At 70.5% G+C, this 21,963-nt stretch carries 15 protein-coding genes and 1 pseudogene; 2 read left to right on the forward strand and 14 right to left on the reverse strand.

The window, feature by feature from the left end; genetic code table 11:
* Positions 1 to 64: 64 nt before the first annotated feature.
* The gene (locus tag ACZ43N_RS36685) at positions 65 to 934 is read right to left on the reverse strand and encodes an alpha/beta fold hydrolase (protein ID WP_468103406.1); all 870 of its coding nucleotides are present in this window, start codon (positions 932 to 934) and stop codon (positions 65 to 67) included.
* Between the two features lie 85 nt (positions 935 to 1,019).
* Here ACZ43N_RS36685 and ACZ43N_RS36690 point away from each other — a divergent pair, with 85 nt between their 5' ends.
* The gene (locus ACZ43N_RS36690; RefSeq protein ID WP_468103511.1) at positions 1,020 to 1,523 is read left to right on the forward strand and encodes a MarR family winged helix-turn-helix transcriptional regulator; all 504 of its coding nucleotides are present in this window, start codon (positions 1,020 to 1,022) and stop codon (positions 1,521 to 1,523) included.
* A gap of 120 nt (positions 1,524 to 1,643) precedes the next feature.
* Here ACZ43N_RS36690 and ACZ43N_RS36695 read toward each other — a convergent pair.
* Positions 1,644 to 3,085, reverse strand: a pseudogene (locus ACZ43N_RS36695) (NF041680 family putative transposase).
* A 910-nt stretch (positions 3,086 to 3,995) separates the two neighbouring features.
* Between ACZ43N_RS36695 and ACZ43N_RS36700 the strand changes: the two are divergent.
* Positions 3,996 to 4,883, forward strand: a complete 888-nt coding sequence (locus ACZ43N_RS36700) for a hypothetical protein (RefSeq protein WP_468103408.1) — start codon at positions 3,996 to 3,998, stop codon at positions 4,881 to 4,883.
* A 1,208-nt stretch (positions 4,884 to 6,091) separates the two neighbouring features.
* Here ACZ43N_RS36700 and ACZ43N_RS36705 read toward each other — a convergent pair.
* From ACZ43N_RS36705 to ACZ43N_RS36760, 12 genes are all read right to left on the reverse strand, one after another.
* A complete protein-coding gene (locus ACZ43N_RS36705) occupies positions 6,092 to 7,288 on the reverse strand; it encodes an NAD(P)/FAD-dependent oxidoreductase (protein WP_468103410.1) in 1,197 nt (398 codons plus the stop codon).
* Positions 7,285 to 9,306, reverse strand: a complete 2,022-nt coding sequence (locus ACZ43N_RS36710; protein ID WP_468103411.1) for a LodA/GoxA family CTQ-dependent oxidase — start codon at positions 9,304 to 9,306, stop codon at positions 7,285 to 7,287. The genes ACZ43N_RS36705 and ACZ43N_RS36710 overlap by 4 nt, the downstream gene beginning before the upstream one ends.
* Before the next feature lie 271 nt (positions 9,307 to 9,577).
* On the reverse strand, positions 9,578 to 10,972 hold the full coding sequence (locus ACZ43N_RS36715) for a patatin-like phospholipase family protein (RefSeq protein WP_468103413.1): 1,395 nt from the start codon (positions 10,970 to 10,972) through the stop codon (positions 9,578 to 9,580).
* 14 nt (positions 10,973 to 10,986) lie between these two features.
* Positions 10,987 to 11,448: a hypothetical protein gene (locus ACZ43N_RS36720; protein WP_468103415.1), complete on the reverse strand. Its 462-nt coding sequence runs from the start codon at positions 11,446 to 11,448 to the stop codon at positions 10,987 to 10,989.
* Positions 11,445 to 11,927 carry a hypothetical protein gene (locus ACZ43N_RS36725; protein WP_468103417.1) on the reverse strand — a complete coding sequence of 161 codons (483 nt, stop codon included), beginning with the start codon at positions 11,925 to 11,927 and terminating at the stop codon, positions 11,445 to 11,447. Before ACZ43N_RS36725 ends, ACZ43N_RS36720 begins: the two co-directional genes overlap by 4 nt.
* Positions 11,924 to 12,853 (reverse strand): acetoacetate decarboxylase family protein, encoded by a 930-nt coding sequence (locus ACZ43N_RS36730; RefSeq protein ID WP_468103418.1) that lies wholly within the window; start codon positions 12,851 to 12,853, stop codon positions 11,924 to 11,926. Before ACZ43N_RS36730 ends, ACZ43N_RS36725 begins: the two co-directional genes overlap by 4 nt.
* Positions 12,850 to 13,854, reverse strand: coding sequence for an alpha/beta hydrolase family protein (locus tag ACZ43N_RS36735; RefSeq protein WP_468103419.1), 1,005 nt, complete (start codon positions 13,852 to 13,854; stop codon positions 12,850 to 12,852). The genes ACZ43N_RS36730 and ACZ43N_RS36735 overlap by 4 nt, the downstream gene beginning before the upstream one ends.
* Positions 13,855 to 13,867: 13 nt before the next feature.
* Positions 13,868 to 15,784 carry a hypothetical protein gene (locus ACZ43N_RS36740; protein ID WP_468103420.1) on the reverse strand — a complete coding sequence of 639 codons (1,917 nt, stop codon included), beginning with the start codon at positions 15,782 to 15,784 and terminating at the stop codon, positions 13,868 to 13,870.
* Positions 15,781 to 18,354, reverse strand: a complete 2,574-nt coding sequence (locus ACZ43N_RS36745) for a GMC oxidoreductase (protein WP_468103422.1) — start codon at positions 18,352 to 18,354, stop codon at positions 15,781 to 15,783. The genes ACZ43N_RS36740 and ACZ43N_RS36745 overlap by 4 nt, the downstream gene beginning before the upstream one ends.
* A 297-nt stretch (positions 18,355 to 18,651) precedes the next feature.
* Positions 18,652 to 18,933: a hypothetical protein gene (locus ACZ43N_RS36750; RefSeq protein ID WP_468103424.1), complete on the reverse strand. Its 282-nt coding sequence runs from the start codon at positions 18,931 to 18,933 to the stop codon at positions 18,652 to 18,654.
* 420 nt (positions 18,934 to 19,353) lie between these two features.
* Positions 19,354 to 19,677: a hypothetical protein gene (locus tag ACZ43N_RS36755; RefSeq protein ID WP_468103426.1), complete on the reverse strand. Its 324-nt coding sequence runs from the start codon at positions 19,675 to 19,677 to the stop codon at positions 19,354 to 19,356.
* A 515-nt stretch (positions 19,678 to 20,192) separates the two neighbouring features.
* The gene (locus ACZ43N_RS36760; RefSeq protein WP_468103428.1) at positions 20,193 to 21,953 is read right to left on the reverse strand and encodes an FAD-dependent oxidoreductase; all 1,761 of its coding nucleotides are present in this window, start codon (positions 21,951 to 21,953) and stop codon (positions 20,193 to 20,195) included.
* Between the last annotated feature and the right edge of the window lie 10 nt (positions 21,954 to 21,963).

A 21,963-nucleotide genomic window follows, 5' to 3' on the forward strand; every position in this document is an offset into this window, starting at 1 on the left:
TCCCCCCGAAGTCTGGATCGCGCTGCTGAGTGGCCTCAGCGCAATCCGCTCCGCTTGATCTCCTTCACACTGCGCCCGGGGCGGCTTGCTTCTCCTGGTTGTCTGCCAGGAAATCGGTGATCCGGTGGTTCGTCTCCGCGGGCACGGCGGTGGGCATAGCGAAGTGGGTGAGCTCGGCGAGGATCTCGATCCGGGCGTCCGGTACGGCCTTGCGGGCCCGGGCTGCGACGTTCGCGGCGTCGTGGGTGCCACTGCGGCCGGCGAGAAGGACCAGGAGCGGGACGCTCAGCGCCGTGGGGTCCGGGCGGCGACCGACGACCAGTTTCCGGTTCGTGAAGCCCGAGACCGCCATGGCATAGAGCCGCTTCCAGCCCAGGTCGGTGTCGGTCCCCGCGGTCTCGCGGTCCAGGTAGGCGCGCGCACGGGCTTCCGTCGGGCGCAACAGTATCGGCAGCGAGCGCAGCAGGAAACTCGGGCGGAAGTTGGCGAAGCACTGGGTCGGGTCGAGCAGTACCAGCCGATCGACCCGCCGTGCGGCGTGTAGGGCGTAGGTCAGAGCGATCCAGCCGCCGTAGGAGTGGCCCAGCAGGTGCGTGCGGGACACCGTGAGGCCGTCGAGCAGCGCGTCCAACCAGACCATCAGGTCGGTGGTTGTGCGCAGCGGGCGCCCGCCGGGGATGCTGCGTCCGGCATCGCCGAGGATGTCGACGGCCAGCACCCGGTGGTGCGTGCCGAGTGCCGGGGCATTGGCGAACCAGACCGCGCCGGTGGAGCCGCCGCCGTGCAGAAGGAGGACTGGGGTGGCGTCAGCAGGGCCGTAGGCGTGGACACGGGTGGTGCCGTACGGGGTGGGAACGTCGATCTCGGTGGTACCGGTGGGCCAGCGGGCGAGGAGTGCGTCGTAGGCGGCGAAGAAATCTTGGGATGAGGACACGGTGAACCCCCGAGGAATCGTCTCGTTGACCTAGTATCTCGCTTGGCGAGATACTAGCCCGGTGAATGATGACATCAACCCCGCGATGCGGCTGGTCCACCTACTGCGCGCAGTAACCGTGGAATTCGACCTGCGCGGCGCCGAGTTCGCCGCACGAAACGGCCTGCACCCGACCGATCTGCGGGCCCTCATCCACCTGCTTGACGCTGACCGGGCTGGCACCGACGTCACCCCGGGACGACTCGGTACGGCGCTGCGGCTCAACTCGGCTGGCACCACTGCCCTGCTCGACCGGCTGGAGCGCCTGGGGCTCGTCCGTCGTAGGCGCGATGAAAACGACCGACGACGCGTCGTGCTGACGGTGGAACAGAAAGCCGTGGAGCTGGGGCGGTCCTTCTTCGGCCCGCTCATCGCCAACCTGGTCGAGGCGGCCAAGGACTTCACTCCGGGCGAACTGGACATCGTTCACCGCTACCTGACCGCTGCCCTTCAAGCAGCCGCTCCCGGCCACGACGCGTCGACGCCCGCCGCCACGGCTGGGACGTCGCCAACACCACAGCTGTTCCCACAGCGGTTCGGTCAGCCATGATGGCGGCGCGGGCACAGGATCTCCGATGGTCACAGAGCGTCGCAACTCCATGACTATGGAACTGTGCCTGTCCCCGTCTGCCGGCCGCCTATCTGCGCGACCTCTAAGCTTGTTTTTTATCTACCAAGTTCTTCCGGGCTTGCCGATGGCTTTGAGGGTCTCGGGGCGTTTGAGGGTCTTGCCGACGTCGTAGCGGGGTGCCCGGTGTCCGTTCTTGGCGCCGGGCGGTCGTCCGGGGCCGACGCCGCGGGGTTCGGGAACACGGGCCGGGCAGACGAGGTGGGCACGGATGTTCCTGAACCCCCGGCGGACCCGGGACGGGGTGAGCCGGTCGGGGGTGGGTTTCTCCCAGGGCCGGCGGAGGTCTTCGGCGAGGGGCCGGGCGAGCCGGAGCTGGGTGTGAGCGACGATCAGGATCCAGGTCCAGCGGTCCGCGGCCTCGGGAGTACGGAGTTTCGGAGTGGTCCAGCCCAGGGTCTGCTTCGCGAAACGGAAGGTGTGCTTCCAGATCGAAGCGACGGAGAAATACCTGCCAGAAGCGGTCCACGTCGTCCGGGGTGGCGCCGGTCTTGGAGGACCATAACCACACCGGCGGGGCATCGCGGTCTTTCGACAGATGCTCGACTTTCAACCGGATCAACGTCCCCTCGACCAGGGGAAGTTCACCGTCGTGGTCGAGCCAGGAGGAGCGGTGGGTGAGCCGGGGGTGGACCTTGTCCCATGCCTGGGTTTCGGCCTTGCGGTGGTGGTGGTGTCCATGACCGTGGTGATCGCGGGCTCGGGCCAGGTCTCCGGCTTGGTGAAGCGGAATTCCGGGCCGTGTTTGGGCGGCCGGCCGTTGACGCCGTGCATCCTCGGTGGTTTCGGCAGCCGCATCACGCGATCGGAGCGGACCCTGCCGACCAGCTCGACCGGCAGATCGCGCAGGACCCAGGCCAGGCGGGTGACGTCGTAGCCGGCGTCGCTGACGATCACGATATGAGGGTCCCCGGCCTGCCACTGGCCTGCGGTCATGAGGCGCTGGACGACACCCCTCAGCTGGGCGGCGGTGATCGCGGTCGCGTCGTCCACGGGTCCGAGCCGCACCGCGTCCAAGATCGCGGTCCAGGACGTGGCACCGGGCTCCAGCACGGCCACAAAGGGAGTAGGGCCAGCCCGGAATGAACTGCGACACCGTCTTCGCCCGGCCGTAGACGTGACAGAACAGCCGCTCCGCCGAGCATGGCGCGTCCGAGCGGAGCCACGGCGAGACATCGACGGCAAGGACCAGGCGCCCGCCGTCGAAACGCGGCAGCGACAGCCCCGGCCGGCACCGCCCGCAGCCGACCAACGTCGACCCGGCCGTGGTTCAGACCGCCGTACATCGCTCCGTGCCCACGACGATGCTCGGGCAGCAGCGTCAGGTCCACCGGGGACTTCACCGCCCCCTCCGCACACAGCACCGCGTCGGTGAGCTCGAACAACTCGTCACGCCGAGCGGTCAGACACTCGTAGAACTCGCCCCGGAAGCGTGACGCTTCCGCGAAGATTTCCCTCCGCACAGCATCAGGCAGCAGACTCACCCTCACGGCCTTCGTCTTGGTCACGTGCACCTTGGTCGGAGCACAGGATCAGACGAAGGCCGCCCCCACGTCCGGCGAATCCCCAGGTGAGCGACCCAGTTCGAGACACGGTTCGAGACCGGAAGAAAAAGAACAAGCTAAGGGCTGTCCCGTAATCCGCAGTGGATCAGCGCACGGCGTCGGATGCGGTGCATCGCAAGGCGGAGGAGTGTCCGCATACTGGATGTATGCGGGCGTTCCGACAACGCGGCGAGGTGCCGTAGCCGGCGTCGTGCGCCCGCCGGGGATTACGGGACAGCCCTTAGCAGCTACCGATTCGTGTAGCCGCTGTCAGATGCCAGGACGACGAGTAGTACCGCCACTCCTTCGGACCCAGGCAGTGGTCGACGGTTCCTGCGTAATAAGTGAGGCGGAACAGTGAGTTGGCGTAGACGCAATTCACCACGTAATAGCCGCCTCCCGTTCCGGTGGCATCGCGAAGGCCGCAAGGAACAGGGGGGTCGGCGGCAGCAGATCCCGCCCCTCCCATGATGAGAGAAGCCGCCCCGGCCGTTGCCATGGCGACTCCAGCGAGCTTGACCTTCCATGTACGCCGCATCTATTTACCCCCGTCAGCGAGATTTAGCTTGTCGGCCGGCGGAACGCCGCCCGGGTCCCACCGTTCAGCAGGAACTAGAAGTTCAGCAGGTCATATTCGGTCATGCTCAGCGGCATCGCCACCCGCTACGAGAAGACCGTCGAGTCCTACCAAGCAGCCCATCGCTATTGACGCGGGCCTGGCACTTTGACGACAACTCCTAGCGCACGATCTGGCACGAAGGTTCCTCAACCCTCGGGTACGGCACGGGCAGCAGCGGGTGGCGCCGGGCCGCGCTCAAGGGACCGTAGAGCCCGCCCGTACACCGTGTGGGTGAAGGCTCCCGCCTACGTGAAGCGGGTCGACGACGTCTCGTACGACGACGTCCCCACCATCCGGCTTCCGCCGACTCCGATCGAGCGGGAGATCCTCGGGCCGCGCCGCCCGACCGGCTGGGTGCTTCAGAGCCTGGATGGCCGGCGCGGGTCAGACCGCGGCGTCCTGCACGCCCCTGAGCCGGACAAGCGCAACCACACCCATATGCCGGTCCGCCAGGACAGCGGTGACCAATGGGAGTGCTGTACGACTTCAACAGGGTCGGCTCCAACCACCAAGCAGCCCAAGGTTGTAGGCGGCAGCACCAACCGAATCGACGTCGGCCTTGAGGTGACGGGACCCAACTACATCAACATCCCCTCGATCGCGAACCGCATGCAGTTCATGACCGGGAGTGACGGACGCCGTGCCCCGTACGGTGCTGGCGCAGCAGGCGCCGTCCATCGTGGTCCTCGACGTCTGCTCAACTTCACGGCTGCCGGGCCCGGAGAGCCGGGAGCGTACGCCCTGCCCGAGGTCCTGCCCGTGGTCGACATCTTCGGCATCGGCGGTTCGACACCCCCCTGGCGGCACAGCACGAAACAACCCGACGGCGTGCGGCCCGGCTCCTACTCGGGGTGGAGTCCAGCCGACTGCCGAGGCGGCGGGTGGCTCCGTGCCGGAGTCAGCCGACTGACCGGCCGGGGTGCGTATGGCCAGGTCACTGACCTTCAGGGCAATGCTCTGTACACGTCGAGTCCGCGCCGCCCATTGCCGGACGAGTACTTCCACGAGTCCTGGCAGTGCCTCGGTGCCGGGATGTTCGGCCCGCTCCCAGCCGAGGCGGCCACGGGCGCCTGTCCCGCGTCCAGCGATGCGTGCTGTCGATACGGCGGCGGCTTCTAGGCGCTCGGCGGCCCACCTCAGCGTGGGGGGATCGACAGCCATCCACCCTGGTCAATGAGGGGACCAAAGGGATCAGTTGCTCAATCAGTTCCCGCGAGAGCTCGAACTTCGTGGTCCTGTGTGAAGCAAGGCCGACAACGTCGACCTGGTCGTCGAGGGAACGGACCGTCAGAGCTGTCAACGGTCCTGCTGCCGGCAGGACGGCGAGGGCCGCGTAGCCGGAGGCGGGGGTCGACACGGTGGCGATAGCAGCGACGAACAAGGGCCCGTCGGTGTCGCCGAGTTCGCGGCCGGCTCGGCCGAGCCCATGGTCTGGCCCACGTGCTCTTCAGGTGTGGAGGGCCGAGGCTGGCGAAGCCGAGGCGGTGATCAGACCGGGGCCGGTGCCGATGACCGACACCGACGGAGAGTGCGGCGGTGGCGGCCGCCAGGCATGCGGCGGGGACGAGGAAGGCGCGGTCGGCCAGGCGCCGGGCGAGGTCTGCGACGGTTTGCCTCTTGTGGGGCAGTGGTGGCACGGCGGGTACGGCGAGCGCTGCCCACAGGGCGACCGCAGCGGCGCACAGGGCCATGACGGTGAAGAGCAGGCGCGGGCCGCCCTACACCGCCCAGCAGCGGGCCGAGGGGGTGGCCGATGGATTCGGAGAAGCCGTAGCTGCCGAGGGCACGGCCGCGTTTGGCGGCCGGATTGAGGGCGCGACCATCGCGGAGGCCGAGGGGGCAAACGCGGAGGCAGTGGCGCCCTGGCCGAGCGTGGCAGAAAAAGGAGGGACGTGCGGCGGTGTCGCTCTTGGCAACATGAAGGGCGACGGTCGCGCAGGGAACCACGATGCCGGAAATATGCGTTTCCTGATCTGGGCGAGCACTGCACGGGACCCAATGCGATGTGCCGAGCCGTCAACCACATGACGGCGAACGGTCTTGGCGAGGAGTGCCGCTGTGTCGCAGGGATAGAAGGTCACGGTCATCGGCTCCAGGGCGACGGCCCCAGCCAGGGAGTTCCCCACATCGGGCGGGCGGGTCAGGCCCACGGAGCCACTCCGGGACGGCGGCCACCAGCGCCTCAACGGCGGCGACCCAGCGCGGCACACCGACGACACCCGGGGTGCCGCGCTCGGTCGGCTCGGCCGGAAGACGCCGTCCAGCCGAGTGCCGTCGCTGCGGCACGGTCCAGCCGACCTCGGCGACGACTCGGGGGCGTTGCGTGTTCATGACGTGCTGGGCCCTTCCTGCGGCCGCCAGGACGAATCGGGGAGGCCGGCCAGGCGCCGCGCCCAGAAGGAACGGTCGGTCCAGCGGGCCTCCTGGGCGTGGATGACACGGTGGCCGCGCAGATACGCGCTCCGTGCGGCCGCGACCTTGTCCGCGTATGCGGCCAGGGCCGAGTCCGCGCCGTGGGGGGCGCGGCCCAGGCGGGCGTCGACGGCCAGGCCCGCGCCCAGCCCGGTGTAGAGAGCGGTCAGCACGCCCTGGGAGGAGAGCGGGTCGAACGCGACCGCCGCGTCCCCGGCGGCGGTCCAGCCGTCTCCGTACACCGTGTCCAGGTGCGCTGTGTGCGCGGCGGCCCGGCGGGGCGCGGCAGGTGACGTGGGCGGGGGTCCGTCCCGGTGGGCCCATCGCGACACGTGGCGGGTGGCCGTCATCCGCCGGCGGAAGTGGCGGGCGGTGTGGGAAGCGGCGGGCAGGTCGGCGTCGGTGAAGTAGGCGACCAGTCGCCCACCGGAGGGCTGCGGGGCGGTGTACCACCAACCGTCGTCGTCGGACTCGACGAGAAAACGGCGGTCGGTGTCCAGTGGGTCCGCCTCCAGGGGCACGTACAGAGCTGTGAGCCGGTCCCCGACCCGCCGCCGGGCACCGCACCGGACGGCGATCGCGGCGGCGCGGCCGGTGGCGTCGATCACCCAGCGGCAGCGCACCGTACGCTCGCCACCGGACCGGGTACCGGCAGGGCCGGTGCCGCCGCGCAGGACCAGGGTCCAGCCGCCGTCCGGCGTCCGCGCGATGTCGCGTACGGCCGAGCCCTCGGCGACCTCGGCCCCCGCCGCGCGCGAGGCGTCGCGCAGACGCCGGTCGAACAACCGCCGGTCGAGGTGCCAGCCATGGCCGTGCGGGTCGTTGATGAAGTCCACGGCGTGCAGGTCGGCCGAACCCCACGCCGAGAGGCTGCCGTAGCAGGGCAGATGCCCGGAGTCGAGAACACGGTCGGCGACGCCGAGGTCGCCGAGCAGGACCCGCCCGGCGGGCACGAGCGTCTCGCCGACCTTGGGCGGCCCGGTGCCGGCGTCCGCCAGCAGAACCGTACGGCCGGCACGGGCGAGCACGAGCGCGGCGGCGCAGCCGGCCGGGCCGCCGCCCGCCACCACGACGTCGTAGGTGTCCGTGCCGGGAGCGAGTGCGGCGCTCACCGCGCGTCGCGGAAGGGGTCGAGGATCTCGAGATATCCGGCGGTGATCTCCTCCTCGCGGAAGCCGGTGGCCCGGGCGGCCTCGCCGATCACCCGTGCCGCGGACTCGGCCTCGGCGGTTTCGGGGGAAAGCCTTCCCTCGGGCCGGATGCCCGCCGCCGCGGACAACACGTGCGGACCCGCGTCGGGCACGTGCAGGTTGACGAGGTTCGCCGTGTCCGGTGCCTGATCGAGCGGTTGTCCCGGGCGCGACTCCACCAGGATCCGTTCCGGGAACTTCCCGTCGCCCACTGTGTAGTCGCGCACCTCCACGATGCCGAGCTTGGGCCAGTCCTTGATCATCTGCGTGCGCTGCTGGTTCATGGTGCCGCTGAGGCCGCGCAGCCAGGTCGCCCGCCGCTCGAACGCCTCTTCCCGGGCGCTGTCGTCGCTCCCGGCCGGCGGCCTGTTGACCTTCTCGAAGTCCTCCAGTTTGAGGACATGGTTGGGTACCTGGGCAGGCCAGAAGGTCGGCAGGTAAGGGCTGTACCGGGGCCCCAGGTTGGCCAGCACCTCATAGCCGGAGCGGCAGCTCGCGGTGTCCGCCTGCCAGGGGGCGGCCATCCAGCGAGTGAGGTCTCCGGGCCCCTGTGCGTGCAGGGGGCCATTGGCGGCGAGCGCCTCCTGCGGGGTGAGGGTGGGCCCGTAGTCTGGTTCCGCGGTGCCGGTGGCGCGGTGCCGGATGCGGAAGGGTTCACTGAACATGCTCGGGTGCCTGATCGGCCAGGTGACCTCGCACCCCGGGTGGAACGCGTCGGCAGCGCAGTTCTCCAGGGCCGCCCGGTCCAACAGCCCCGGCTGCTCGCCGACAGGGGCGTCGTCGACCGTGGGGCGCGGCTGCCACAGGGATCCGGCCCGGAAAGCCCCGTCCGCCCAGCGCTGCAGCATCCAGTCCTGGGTCGGCGTCAGCACCAGGTGCTGACGCACGGACTTGGGCTTGCTGGCCATGGCGTCGCCGTAGATCCACGGCCACGGCAGCGGGGACATTCCGTCCCGGTCGTAGTCGCGCAGGGCGGCGTACGTCTGGCGGCGCAGTTCCCGGTTCCGGTCGGACGGATCGGCGAGCCTCTTCCGCATGGCGGGCGAGAGGAAGAAGTGGGGGCCGTTCCAGCCGAACTGTGCCGCGAATCCCTGGTTGACCCACTGCAGATCGCAGAACCGGCGGAGGATCGGCTCGATGTGATCGGTGAACGAGATCTTCTCCGGGCGGGTCAGCGAACCGGCCTGGACGAAGACGTCGAAGAGCAGGTCGTGGAGGGTACGTATGGACTTCACGCCGGGGGCGTAGTGCGGAGGCCCCACCACGACCCAGGCCGGGGTGGCGGTCAGATCCTTGCCGTCGATACGGACCTTCGCCGTCACCGGGCCGTCGGACACGTCGTCGTACCAGGTGTTGTTGTTGGCGACCCCGGTGATCGGCTGGTTCTTGTAGGAGGCGGAGTTTCCCCGGCCACCGAGCACCACCAGGCGGCCGTCGGAACGGGTGGAGATCTCGCCGAGGTACACCGCCTTGCCCATGATCTTGCCGGAGTCGAACTTCTGCGTCTCGGTCTTCGAGCCGCGGACGGTGCGGCTTCCGGGGTCGTTGACCAGCTTCTTCCTCTCGGCGCCCACGACGTCGGCGTTGCGCAGAGCGTATTGCTCCGCCGCGAGCGTCTTGCCCTCGGGTATGTCCAGCGCCAGATGGAACTGGTACCAGGCGGCCTTCTTGTTGGCCAGATGCACCGTCCACTCGATCTCGGAGACACCCTCGGCGCCCGGCTTCAGCTCCCTCACCACCTCCCCCGCGGCGTTGTAGCCGTACACACGGAACCGTGCGGCCTGCCTGCGGAGCGCCCCGGAACCGTCCTTGTAGGAGCCGGGGTCCGCTGGTTTCTGGTCCGGTGATTCCGGGCCGATGAAGGGTGCTTCGACACTGTTGCCGACCCGGGCGACCCCGATGGCGGGGTGAATCTTCACCTTCACAATCTGACTGTCCATCGAAGAACCTTCCGTTGGGGGCCGCCGGGATGCGGTCTCGAACGTAAGACGTGCAATTCCGCCCGAGGGTCACACCGCGCAGGAGCTGATCGACGTCCGATCATCACTTGGTCTTCTGCCAACTGCTTCCGCACACACGTGAGCTCGCCCCGGTCGGAGATGTGTGGCCGCACCTGAGGAGATCGCCGGCGGAGCTCACCGGACGCGGTCTCGATCAGTTCACCGCGCAGGTGGGGACCCGGCGCGGTGCGAAATGCCGTACCGCCCCGCCTCATCGACGGCCTCCTCGCCAAGGCCCGCCTCGGGCTTCCGGCCGCCGAGCGGGCCTGCCCGGCGCGGTCGTCACCGTGCTGCGGAGTGGGGTGCCGGCCAGTTCGGTGATGATGTCGGCGCGGTCGCGGATGCCGTGTGTGCCGAAGGGGGCCAGGGAGGCCAGTGCGTGTGCCGCGTCGCGCAGGCCCAGTTCGAGTGGGACGTCCTTGCCGTCGGCGATCCGGAAGGGCACGGGTCGGGTCTGGGACCACAGGGCCGGTACCCGCGCGTCGGCCGGTGCGCGGCGGGCCCGGACCTCGTGCCACCGGCCCGCCAGGTGCACCCGGGCCGTGTAGGTGAGCGCGCTGCCGTCCGCCTCCACGCGACCGTCGGCAAGCAGCACCCGGCCGCCCCACGGATCGTGGTCGATGTGTCCGACCAGCCGGGCTCCGGGTGGCGGGGCGTCGTCGTCGGGCAGCGTCAGGTCGACGGCGACGTCCAGCACGAGGTCGGCGCCGTCGAGTTCGCCGTGCAGGCGCTCCCGGTACCGCACTCCGCGCGGGGGGACCCGCATCGCCGTACAGCCGGAGTCCTTCGGCACGCCCTGCGGGTCGGCACCGTCGAGGTAGTGCCAGGCGTCGCGGTAGCCCATCTCCATCAGGGTGTCGGCGGTGACGTGCCCTGCGAGGAACTCGGGGTCCAGGGGCAGCGGGTACTCCGGTTTGACCACGTGCAGGGTGAACGGCCGGGACGCGGTGGCCAGTTCGGCGAACAGCGCCCCGTTCGCGGACATCTCGATCATGTGGACGTACTGTTCCAGCGGTCCGTCGCCCCAGTACGGCGTGTTTCCGATGCACCAGGCCAGCCAGACCTCGTCGGCGCCGCGGCGCAGGGCCTCCCCCACATTGGCGTCCTGGACCCATACGGCGTCGGTCCAGATGTGCTCGTCGCGGTGCAGCGGTGGCATGAACAGCGGCAGCGAGATGCCCGCGGCCAGCAGGTCCGCGTCGACCTCGGTGTGCGGCACGGCGACGCAGGTCTTGGTGGCGAAGTCGACCAGGTTGAAGGTGCCGGGCAGCGGCGAGGAGCGGATGGCCTCCGGGTCGATGCCGAGCGCGGGGAAGACGCGGTGGATCGCCCCGTCCGCGTCGCCGAGGGCGGGCAGCGCCCAGGGTCCGCGCAGGTAGTCCGTCAGCGGCCGCGGCGAGTTGACGTCACGGACCCGCAGGTCGGACCAGCGTCGGCCCATCTCCGCCGGGTCCTGGCCGGACAGCAGCATGCCCGTGGTGAGGATGCCGCCGGAGGTGCCGTCGACGTGGTCGAACTCCGTGCCGTACTCGTCGAGTGCCCGGACTACGCCGGTCTGCCAGGCCACCCGCAGTCCGCCGCCCGCCAGGACCAGCGACCGTCTCATCGTCGATCACCGCCTCACCGGATCTCGGGCCCTGCCGTACCGGCGTCCGCGGCGACGGGGGACTCGGCCGGGCGGGGCGGCCGGCGCCACAGCAGCCAGCACAGCCCCGCCGTGGCCAGGTCGAACAGCGCCACGAGCAGTGCCAGGCCGGTGAACAGGTCCCGCGCCACCCCTGCCGTCACCAGGGCGAACGCGCCGAACTTCTGCAGCCCCACCCACAGCAGTGGGAAGGACGGCGCCCCGGGGGACAGCAACTGCTGGGCGAGCAGCCCACCGATGACGATCATGAACATTCCGACGGTCGCGAAGAGATGCCGGCTCAGGGACGATGAGCCGGCCGAATCGGTGGAGAGCAGCTCCAGCACGAGGCCGGGGGCCACCATCTGGCACGCCCCGGTCACCACCGTGACCGCGGCGATGGCCAGCAGGACCAGCCGGAGCGGGTCACCGGTCACCCGGGCCGGAAGCAGGGTCATGAGAGGGCACCCCACAGATCCCCCTTGGCCGCGACGTACCAGACGATCGCCGCCCAGGTCACCGTGGCACCGACGAACCGGATGTCGTTGAGCCGCATCCACCGCACCAGCAGCGGGGTGAGCCCGGCCTGGCCGTCGAACTGGCCGCCCCGGATCCGCTTGTTGACCGGGATGATGATCCCCTGTCCGACCCAGGTGAGCAGCGTGATACCGACCAGGCAGACGGCCGCCAGCACGACGTACCAGCTGCCCCACTCGCTCCACACCAGCACGATGCCGGAGATGAACATCAGCGGTACGACGACCGTGAAGAACCGGGTGGCCAGCGTCGTGGGCACGCCGAAGTGCACGTTGACATTCTCCGGGGTCAGCGCACGCCAGGTGGGATACAGGAAGAGACGCAGCACCCACATGGTGCCCATGTACATCGTCGCGCCGAAGAGGAAGTACAGCGCGTTCACCAGCAGCAAGGTGTTCACGGCCGGGCTCCCACGTCGATCCGCGGTGGTGCGGGCCACTCCTCCGACAGGCCCAGACCGACGATGCTCTGGAGTGGTTCGCCGAACGTCCGCCCGGCCTCCTCACTCGTGAGGAACCAGCATTCGAAGTGGTCGTCGAGGATGCCCCGGGTCGACGGCAGGAAGCTGGTGAACAGCGGCTGTTCGGCGATCTGGAGGCCGAGCAGTGCGGCTGCTGCGGGGGCGTCGCCGAGGACGAGACGGGCGCGGGCCCGCCTGCCCAGGGCGATGTCGGCGGCGCCCTCGAAGTAGATGGACGATTTCATCAGCATGCCCCGGAAAGCGCAGTAGTTGACCGCGGCCACCCGCAGCGGTAGCCGCGTCTCGGGCGGGCGTTCGATCTCGATGAGCATGGCCAGCCGGCCGTCGTCCTCGTACTGGCTCGAGACGGCCCGGTCGCCCACCTTGAAGTCGAGGCTGGCCCGGTGTTTCGGCATGCCCCAAATGCCCTTGCCGCCCTTGACCGAGATCTCGCTGCTCACCGGAAGGTCCACGACGTACTGGCCGGTGCCGAAGCTGCCGCGCAGCAGCCCAGGCAGCAGCGGCGGCGCGGGCCGGGGTCCGTGGGTGCAGGCGATGCCGACGGAGAACTCGATGTAGCGGCCGATGTCGGTGCGGGCGTAGTCGACGACGGTGACGACGAGAAGGCCGCGGCCGCCGGGGATCGCGAGCGGGTGCAGTTCGCCGCCGGGCAGCAGCCGGGCAGCCGCCGCGCGGTCGACGGGGAACGCGGCCATCAGCGCGGGCGTGTCGGTGGAATCCACCGGCAGCACGAACGGGATGCCGTCGACGAGGGCGTGCCGTCCGGCAAGTCGTCGCTGCCGGCCCGGGACCGGTGACCGTGTCGCAGACATGACCATCCGAGCCAGGCCCAGTGCGGGATTCATCGCGCCAGCTCCTCCAGGATCAGCGGATAGGTGTCGGCCGCCGCTCGGCGGCCCAGGAAGACGTCCAGGTGGCCGTATCCGGGCAGGATGTGCATGCTGTCGCGGCCTGGGCGGTGGCGGTGCAGGAAGTCGAAGGTGCGGCGCTGACTCTCGGCGAGGAAGCAGCGGTTGTCCTCGCCGGCGAACAGCGCGAAGCGGGCGTCGGTCTGCGGTGCCCGGTCGGTGAAGGACAGCGGCAGACCCTCGACCTCGCCGGTGGCCACGAGATGGCCGGCCCGCACACATGCGTCCATCTGCGCGAAGAAGGTCATGGGGACCTCGGCGAACTCGCCGCGGATCCAGTCGTGGGTGGGCTCGTCGAGGTTCGCGTGGGACCACAGGGCCGGCCGTCCGGAGCCATAAGTGAAGCTGACCATGCGGCAGACGCCGTTGCGGCACTCCCGGTGGGTGGCGCGGACGAAGCCGGCGACGCAGCGGGCCGCAAGGCCCTCGGGCCGGTCGCCCCAGGCCGGTGAGAGGTGTGGCAGGACGCGGCCGACGACCGGTGCCACCTTGCTGATCTTGAACCGGGACACGGCGGGCACGACGGGATGCAGCGAGACGGCGTTGCTGACCACGGTGTCCACCTGGGGCAGCAGCCCGGCCGCGGCGGCCATCACGAACGACGTCGAGCCCTGGCAGTGCACGACCGCCTTGAGCCGGTCCGCGCCGGTGGCGGCGAGGACGTGCTCGACGGCGGCCGGATGGTCGTGGGCGGCGGCCTGGTCGAGGTTCCAGGGCATCGGGTCCAGGTCGATGGAGGCCCGCCAGTTGAGCAGCCACACGTCCCAGCCGACGTCGATGAGGGCGTCGACGAAGGTCCTGGGCAGCGGCGGCCGGAAGAGTTCGGCCCGTACGCCCGCGCCGTGCGCGACCAGCACCGGGCCGCGGGTCGGCGGATGCCGGCCCTGCACATGGACGACGGTCAGCGGCCGGCCGTCGCGGGCGGTGAAGGGCCGCACCTCGGTGATGTGGTCACGGCGGGTCGTGGGGCGCGTGCGCGTGCGCCGGATGGAGCCGGTCCCGGTCCGGGGGCCGGGACTCCCGTGGCCTCGCGGATTCGGTTCGGGGCGTGCGGTCATGGTGTTTCGCCTCCCGGGTGATCACGACGGGGTCCTCGATCAGCCGTACGGTGAGGGGATCGGCGGGCACCGCACGTTTGCGGCCGTCCGGTGCGTCGGTCAGGTTCCACCGATGGCAGATCCCGTCGAGCACCAGGGCGTGCAGGGTGAGGTCGCCGTTCGGCTCGATGTGCAGACGTAGGAAGCCCTTGTGGTCCTCGACGGCCTGTCCGGACATCTGCCAGTCGGCGACGGCGCCGCCACGTGCCGACAGCACCCACAGGGCGAAGGCCTGCGAGCCGGCCACCGCGCCCAGCATCGCGGCGACCGCGAGACAGACCAGCAGCACCCCCCAGCCGGGCCAGTCGGCGGGAAACGGCAGCGCGACGGTGACGGCGAGGGTCCCCAGCGCCACCACGGCCTGAAGGAGTACGGCGTCGGCGGCCCGGGGTCTGGCCGGGCGTGGGCTCCAGGTCCGGCGCGACAGACCCCACAACACCACCAGGACCCCGCCGGTCACCGCGGTGAACAGGCCCAGGTCCGCGGCGCTCCCCTGCCGTACCGCGTCGACGGGCTGGAACCCTTCGCGCGCCACCGCGAACAGGAAGCCGAGAACAACGAAGGCGGCGGTGTGCAGGGCCGCGGTGAGCCGGCAGAAGCCGGGGTTGCGCCGGGGCAGCCAGTACGGGGACCACGGCGTCGCGATCCGGCGGGCGAGCCGGCGGGAGTCCGGCACCCGGGGGTAGGTGCTCTCGTCGGCGCGCGTGAAGGTCACCGGGGGGTCGTCCTTCTCCCGCAGCAGGGTCCCCGAGGGCGGCAGCGACAGGTCGCGGGGCAGGGTGTGGGTCGACGACAGGAAGGCGCCGCCGAGACCACACGTCACCATCTGCCGGCGCCGGGGGTCGGGCGGCGGGTAGGCGCACTCGGGCGGATCCGTGGGCAGGCGCTCGGCGTAGCGGGCGTAGTGGTGCTTGTCGCCGGTCAGCCACAGCCGGATCGAGGCGCCGGTGGGCACCTGCTCGCCGGTGCGCTGGTCGGTGCGGGTACGGACCACGGTGCGGTCGAACCAGTGCAGCGTGTCGAAGGCGTCGGCGTCGTCGGCACACTTGACCCAGGTGGGTTCGGCGCAGCAGACGATCACTCCGTCGCCCGGTTGCAGCCGGGCCGACAGATGGTTCTGGAAGTAGCGCATCTGGGGGTCGTCCAGATACGCGCCGAGCTGGCTGTCGAGGCCGACCAGCCACCACTTGCACGGCAGCCGTACGGCGAAGTAGCTGCGGGTCTGCCGGGTCTGCCAGCCACCGACGGGCTGTTGGAGGGTGAAGGTCCGCAGGAACGCGGTGAGGCCGTCGTACCAGTCGTGGTTGCCCGGCAGGGCCAGCATCAGCGGCGGGACGCCGTCGGTGGACGGCAGGGCGGAGGCGTAGGGGCCGGTCATGCCGTCGCGGTAGGCCGCCACCGAGGCCACCGGGTAGACCTCGTCCCCGCCGAGCACGAGCAGTGCGCCGCGCGGCAGCCGCTCGCGGTTGACGGTGAGAGCGTCGGCGGCGAGAGCCGAGGCCACCGACGCAGTGGGCTCGAAGCCGTCACCGAGGTCGGCGACGTAGTCGATCCACAGCTCGCGCGGATCGGGGTCCCCGAGCGGGGCCCGCAGGGGCGCGGCCCTGAGGGTGCCCTGGATCTCCCGCTTGTCGGCGTAGGCGGCGAATACGTCTGCCAGTGCGACCTTGACGCCGGTCCGCACGAGGCAGGTCGGGTCCAGCCAGCGCACCGGCTCGCACGGGGTGAAGTCGAGCTCCTTGGCGTGCGCGCGCAGCTGCTTGAGGTTCATGGCCTGTCTTTCGCAGGTACGGCGCGCGCCAGGCGCCGGCCGTAGACGGCCCACAGTTCGCCCAGGAACAGCTTGCCGAAGAGTTCCATCGCCCGCGCCGGATGCGGGCCGGTGGTGCGGAAGGTGGTCAGCTGCTGGACGAAGTCACCGAGCCGGATGATGACGATCCCGGCACCGATGGCGGGCGCGGTGGTGTCGTGGTCGGCGTGGGTGTGCCCGGCGAGCAGGCGGACGTGGAGGGTGGAGGTGTCGGGCCAGACGTCGGCGCCGGGGTCGTCGTGGACGTCCTTGTGCCCGGTGAGGGTGAGCGGGGTGCCCTCCTGGGTGCGCAGGTGGAGCAGGTACCGCATGCGCCGTCGGCCCACCTCGCCGTCCTGGACGAAGAGGTTGAACCAGCCGCGCTCCACCTCCAGTCGCCCGCCGAGGACGTCGCAGTCGACGTGGCCGACGGCGTCCGCCGCGTGAGTCGGCTCGGCGACGAAGCGGTCGATGTCGGCGGCGGTGATGGTGAGCCGGAAGCTCAGCCGCTGTCCGAGCGAGCGTCCGAGCGCGTGCCCCTGCTCGGGGGCGTCGACATCGAGGGCGATGTGCCCCTTCATCTCCTCGGTGAAGCTGAGGCTGGTGGGTGGCTCGGTGGGCGAGGCGGGTCCGGTGGGCGAGGCGGGTCCGGTGGGCGAGGCGGGTCCGGTGGGCGAGGCGGGTCCGGTGGGCGAGGCTGCTTTCGCGGGCGAGGCGTGGGCGCCCGGCATCGTGGGGTCCGGCGTCGCGGCTTCGAGCGGAGTGCCGTGCGCGGACCCGTCGGCCGCCGGTTCCTCAAGTGCCGTCCGTGCCGCCGACGCCCTGGCGGCCGCGTGCGGCGCCGATTCCCCGTCCAGGATCCGGTCGCAGGCCCGGTCCGCGACGGCGGCGATCGTCAGGGAGGGGTTCGCGCCCACCGCGCCCGGCAGCAGCGCGCCGTCCAGCACGTGCAGGCCCGGGTAGCCGAAGACCTCGCCGAGGTCGTCGCACACGCCCTCCCCCGGATGGCGACCCATGGGGGAACCGCCGAGCGGGTGCACGGTGATCACGCGATTGCCCCACCACCACAGCGGGTTGTCGAGGAAGTCGCCGCCCAGCGCGCCCGCGATGTCCCGCATGGTCGAACGGACCCGTTCGAAGTACGCGCGTGAGGTGCGCGTCGTCCAGTCGACGTCGAGTACGCCGCGGCGCAGCCGCATCCGGCCGTCCGGCACGTCGCGCCCCATGCCCAGCAGGGGCAGGGAGGTCGCGGAGAGCATGGCGGGCCCGAGCAGCAACGCGAGCTGCCCGCCGACGCGGCCCGCCGGATCCACACCGAGGCGGGTCAGCAGCCGGTGCAGCCCGAACCCGAGGAGGCGGCGGGCACCGCCCGGCATCTGGGCGAACTCGGCGAGCCACGCGACGAAGTCCGGGTATCCGGCGTCCTCGATGTAGAAGCCGCGCCCCGCCGAGCCGTCCTCGTCGAGTGCATCGCCGCCGCGCACGGCACTCGTGATGACCGGTCCTCTGTTGCCGTCCAGCCGCAGGGGCCGGTCCCCGTCGGCGTCGGCCGTGGCGCGCAGCATCATGGCGAGCAGGTCGCCGTTGCCACTGAACCGGGTGCCCAGCGCGCCGCTGAGGCCGGGCAGCGCAGCGCGGTTGCGCAGCAGCAGATAGGTCGAGCCGAAGGTGCCGGCCGCCAGCACCAGTCGGCGGCAACGGATGCGGTGCAGGGGCAGCCGGTCGGTGGCGGTGCGGTGGCCTTCGCGGGCGGGATCGTGGACGACGTACGAGACGTCGTAGCCACCGCCGGGGCGGGGTGCGAAGCCCCGCACCTCGCATCGGGTGCGCACGTCGGCGCCGTGGTGCTGGGCCGCCGACAGGTACGTGTGGTCCAGGGTGTTCTTCGCGCCGTAGTTGCAGCCGACGTCGCACTCACCGCACAGCCGGCAGGTGCTGCGGGGCAGGCCGTGCAGATTGCCGTAGTCGGGATCGGTGATCTGCGCGCCCGGCACGGGCGGCGCGCCGGGCCGGGGCGCGAAGGAGACGGCGAGGGGCGGCCGGAACACGGGCAGGTCGAGCCGACGGGCCGCCTGGTGCAGGGCGAGTGTCTTCGGGGTGTCCTGGTACGGGTACGTCGTGGCGCCGAGCATGCGCTCCACCCGGTCGTAGTGCGGGTCGAGGTCGGCGCGGCCGATCGGCCAGTTCTCGTAACCGCCGCCGGGCAGCGGCGACTCGTGCACGAACCACCGTTCGTCCTTGCGCAGCAGGACGTTGGCGTAGATGAGGGATCCGCCGCCCAGGCCACTGGAGACGACGCCTTCCAGGCCGCGGAAGGACCAGAGGTCGAACATGCCGTGCAGGCCGTTGCTCGGGTCCCAGAAGTTGCGGGCCATGTCGGCGGGACTGCGGGGGAAGCCACCCGGCGGGTACGGCTTGCCCCTTTCCAGCACCATGACCGAGTGTCCGGCCTCGGCGAGGCGGTACGCGGTGACCGCCCCGCCGAAGCCCGAGCCGACTACCACGGTGTCCACGTGGGCTGTGTCCTGGCTGTCGTGCGGTGCGTCGGCCATGGGTACTCCCTGCCTGGCCCCCCACAGCGTGCTCAAACCTCCTCAATATGCTCACACCGGGAGTAGATGCCAGCAAACGGGAAGTTCTTGCTGTATCTCTTTCAACTTCGCGTATCTTTCAACTTCAACTTCGCATATCACTTACAACTTCAGATGCCCGTCAGAATCCGGTCTGCGGTGACGGCAGTGACGGCGGTGGCATCGTCGGCCTGGCCGACGCGGACGGCGTCCAGGACGTGGCTCCCATCTCGAGTACAGCGACGAAGGAGTACGGCCACCCGGGAATGAACTGCGACGTTACTCGTACGAGCCCCACTCCGAACCCAGGTCCACTACAGCGTCGCTGACGAGCACGTAGCGGGCGACGATGTGGAAGCGCATCCCCCGGTAAGCGGCCTCGCGCCCTGAGCGGTGGGTGACGATTCCCCAGGGGGAGAACCGGCCGATGCCGATGAGGTACTTGAGGTGGTCGGGCGGGCTTTCGGAGAAGCAGATACAGGGGGTGGCCGCGACGAACGGCGCGTACGCTCTGAACAGCTTCTCTCCCAGGAAGCAGTCCAGGCGCTCCTGCGCGCTCATGCCCTGAATCGACTCCGGTACCGAGTCGGGCCGTTGTCCGTTGCGACCGGTGAAGTGATTACAGACAGTCGCTCTGCGCCGGGCCGACAACTCCCAGATCCAGCATCGTCACCTTGCGGGTTCCCCTCTTCCTTCAGCCGCGATCGCGGCCGCCCGTACGTCATACGCGAAGGGCGAGGCCCCGATATTCGCGGCGTGCCAGCCGGTATCCCGAAGGCGCAGGTTCGTCGCCGAGATGTTGCCGGGCTGAGCGGCTGGCGCAGGTCCAGGCAGCAGCACAGCAGCACACCGAGCCGGCCTGCCTCCCGCGTCGTCTGCTCTGCCGTGGTCGGCGCCCGCCGTTCGGCGAGCGGAGGAGGGTCGTGATGCGGTGGCGTGCGCGGATGAACAGCCGCCAGGCTGTTGACGAGCCACGAAGGGCTACGCCGCGTAATACCGCACGTTCATCGGCTCATGCGTACAAGTGCGATCACCGGACATCTCGCAGAGCTTGCCGAACTCCGCGACCGCCCCGGCACCGCGGGCGGGCGGCTGGCGGCCGTGCTGGAACGCTATGCGTTCATCCAGCAACAGCGGCACTCTCACGGAGGAGAGCTTGCTGCCGTCCTGCACCAGGGTGGTCACGTGGTACATGCCGAGCAGCATCTGCGCCACTTCATCCGGGACTTGCCGGCCGAGGGAGTTCAGGCAGGCGAAGTCCGCGATGATGTCGGGTTGGACGAGCTGACGGGATACTGCCTGCACGCGCTCGCCGCGGCCGGCGCCTGTCATCGCAGGCCGCCGGCCGCGGCGGCTCGTTGCCGTCCCCCTGTCCGGACTGCGTCCCAGCCATTGATGCCCTGACTGTCACCGACCGCCGGGCACTGACGGGCGGGGCTGTGCGTGGCCGGCTACTGGCCGACCCTGGCGAGCGCTTCGGCCGCCGTGCCAGCCGATGCGCTCCGCCGCTGCACGCTGGGCGCCTCAGGCGTGAGGGCGGCCCGTGTGCCACGTGCTGGTGCACGCTCGACCGCTGCCGGCTCCGGGGCCGCACCGTTCCCCGGACCAGGGGTGGGCAATGGCGACGCCATATCCCGTCGGCGTCGCCGAGTTCGCGGCCCGACTCGGCCGAGCCCATTGTCTGGTGCATGCCGCCGGCCCAGACCAGTACACCGCCCAGCGGCGGGTGACCGTGGAGGCCGAGGTCGACGGCGCGCGGACCACCCTGGTCGGCACCGACAACAGCCCGATCTCCGCGCCATGCAGCGTGGTGCAACGCGTCATGCGGGTCGGCAGAGCACCAGGGTCAGCGCCTCCCGCAGCAGACGGGTCGCCTCGGTGATGTCGGCGGCGCCGCCCGGCCGGCGCCAGGCCACGTACCCGTCGGGGCGGACAAGCAGCACACCCTCCTCGTCGATCTCCGCGCGGCGGCTGTACTCGCCGTACGCGTCCTGTGCGTCGCGGTCGATGACGACAGCGCACAGGTCGAGACCGAGTTCCCGGGCCAGGGTGTCGGCGGCGTCGGCCCACAGGGCTCCGGCCAGGCCGGTGACGATGGAAAACTTGCCCCTGCCGACCAGGTCGAGCGTCGAGATGCGCCCGCCCTTGTCGTCCACGAGCCAGGCGTGCGGCAGCTTCGCGCCGGGGCGGGAGGTCGGGCGTGCGAAGAGTTCGTCGTCGCGGGAGATCGTTTCGACGGTGCCGTCGGGGATGACGGCGGCCGACTTGTAACGCTGGTTGTGTTCGACGCCGTGGGCGTTGAACTCGTAGTGCTTCAACTCGATCGCCTCGCGGATGGCCCGCCGCTTCTTGGCCCCGTCGGCGTCCGGCTGCCGAGCCGCGTGCAGCGCCTTGGAGATGCCTTCCTCGTCCCCACCCACTACGCCGAGAGCCTCGAAGAGCGGCAGGAACTGGTCCCGGGAGAGGTTCGCGCGTTCGACGATCTGCTTCGCGACCGGGGCTCGTTCGTCGGAGTAGGTGTCCAGCAGCTCGGGCCCGGCGTGCCCCTTGAGGACGGCCGCCAGCTTCCACGCCAGGTTGTAGGAGTCCTGGACGGAGGTGTTGGAGCCGAGGCCGTTGGACGGCGGGTGCCGGTGGACGGCGTCCCCGGCACAGAAGACGCGGCCGGCGTGCAGCCGGGTGGCGTAGGCGTGGTTGACGGTCCACAGGGAGGCGCTGTCGATCTGCACGTCGAGTTCGTCGTCACCCACGAGGTCGCGGACGATCGCCGCCGCGGCTTCGTCGGTGAGCGCGGGCGGGGGGTTGTCGATGTCGTAGCCCCAGACGATGAGCCACTCGTTCCAGGGCCGGACCATGCGCAGCAGGCCCATGCCGATGCCTCCGACGTCGGCGCCCGGGCGCATGATCCAGTACAGGACGCTGGGACGGTGTTCGACGTACTGCCCGAGGTCGGCCCTGAAGACGATGTTCATGCTGCCGGCCTTGCCCATCTGCCCCTCCATCGGCAGCCCCAGCTTCTCCGCGACGATGCTGCGGCCGCCGTCGGCGCCGATCATGTAGCGGGCGCGGACAGTGTGCTCGTTTCCGCTGGGCCGGTCGCGCAGGGTGGCGGTCACGCCGTCCGCGTCCTGCTCGAAGTCGACGAGTTCCGTGTTCAGCCGGACCACGGCGCCGCGCTTGGCGGCGTTGGCCAGGAGGATGGGCTCCAGGTAGGTCTGCGGGAGGTCGATCATCCCGCAGGGACTCTGGGACGCGTACTCGGTCAGGCTCTCGTCACCGGTGCCCCAGGTGCGGATGCGGCCGATCTCGTCGCCGAGGAGTGAGGTGGCGAAGACGGTGTCGCCCATCAGATGGCTCGGTGTGCCCTTCTCCAGCGCCTCTTGCTCGATCCCGAGGTCGCGGAAGACCTCCATGGCGCGCTGGTTGGTGATGTGGGCGCGCGGGGTGTCGGCGAGCCACCCGTATTTGGTGACCAGGTGGGTGCGCACACCGTAGGTGGCCAGCAGCAGGGCGGCGGTTCCGCCGGCGGGTCCGCTGCCGATGACGAGGACGTCGGTGTCGTAGCTTTCAGGCGTGGTCATGCTGTCTCCA

This window comes from Streptomyces sp. NPDC030814, from assembly GCF_055572155.1.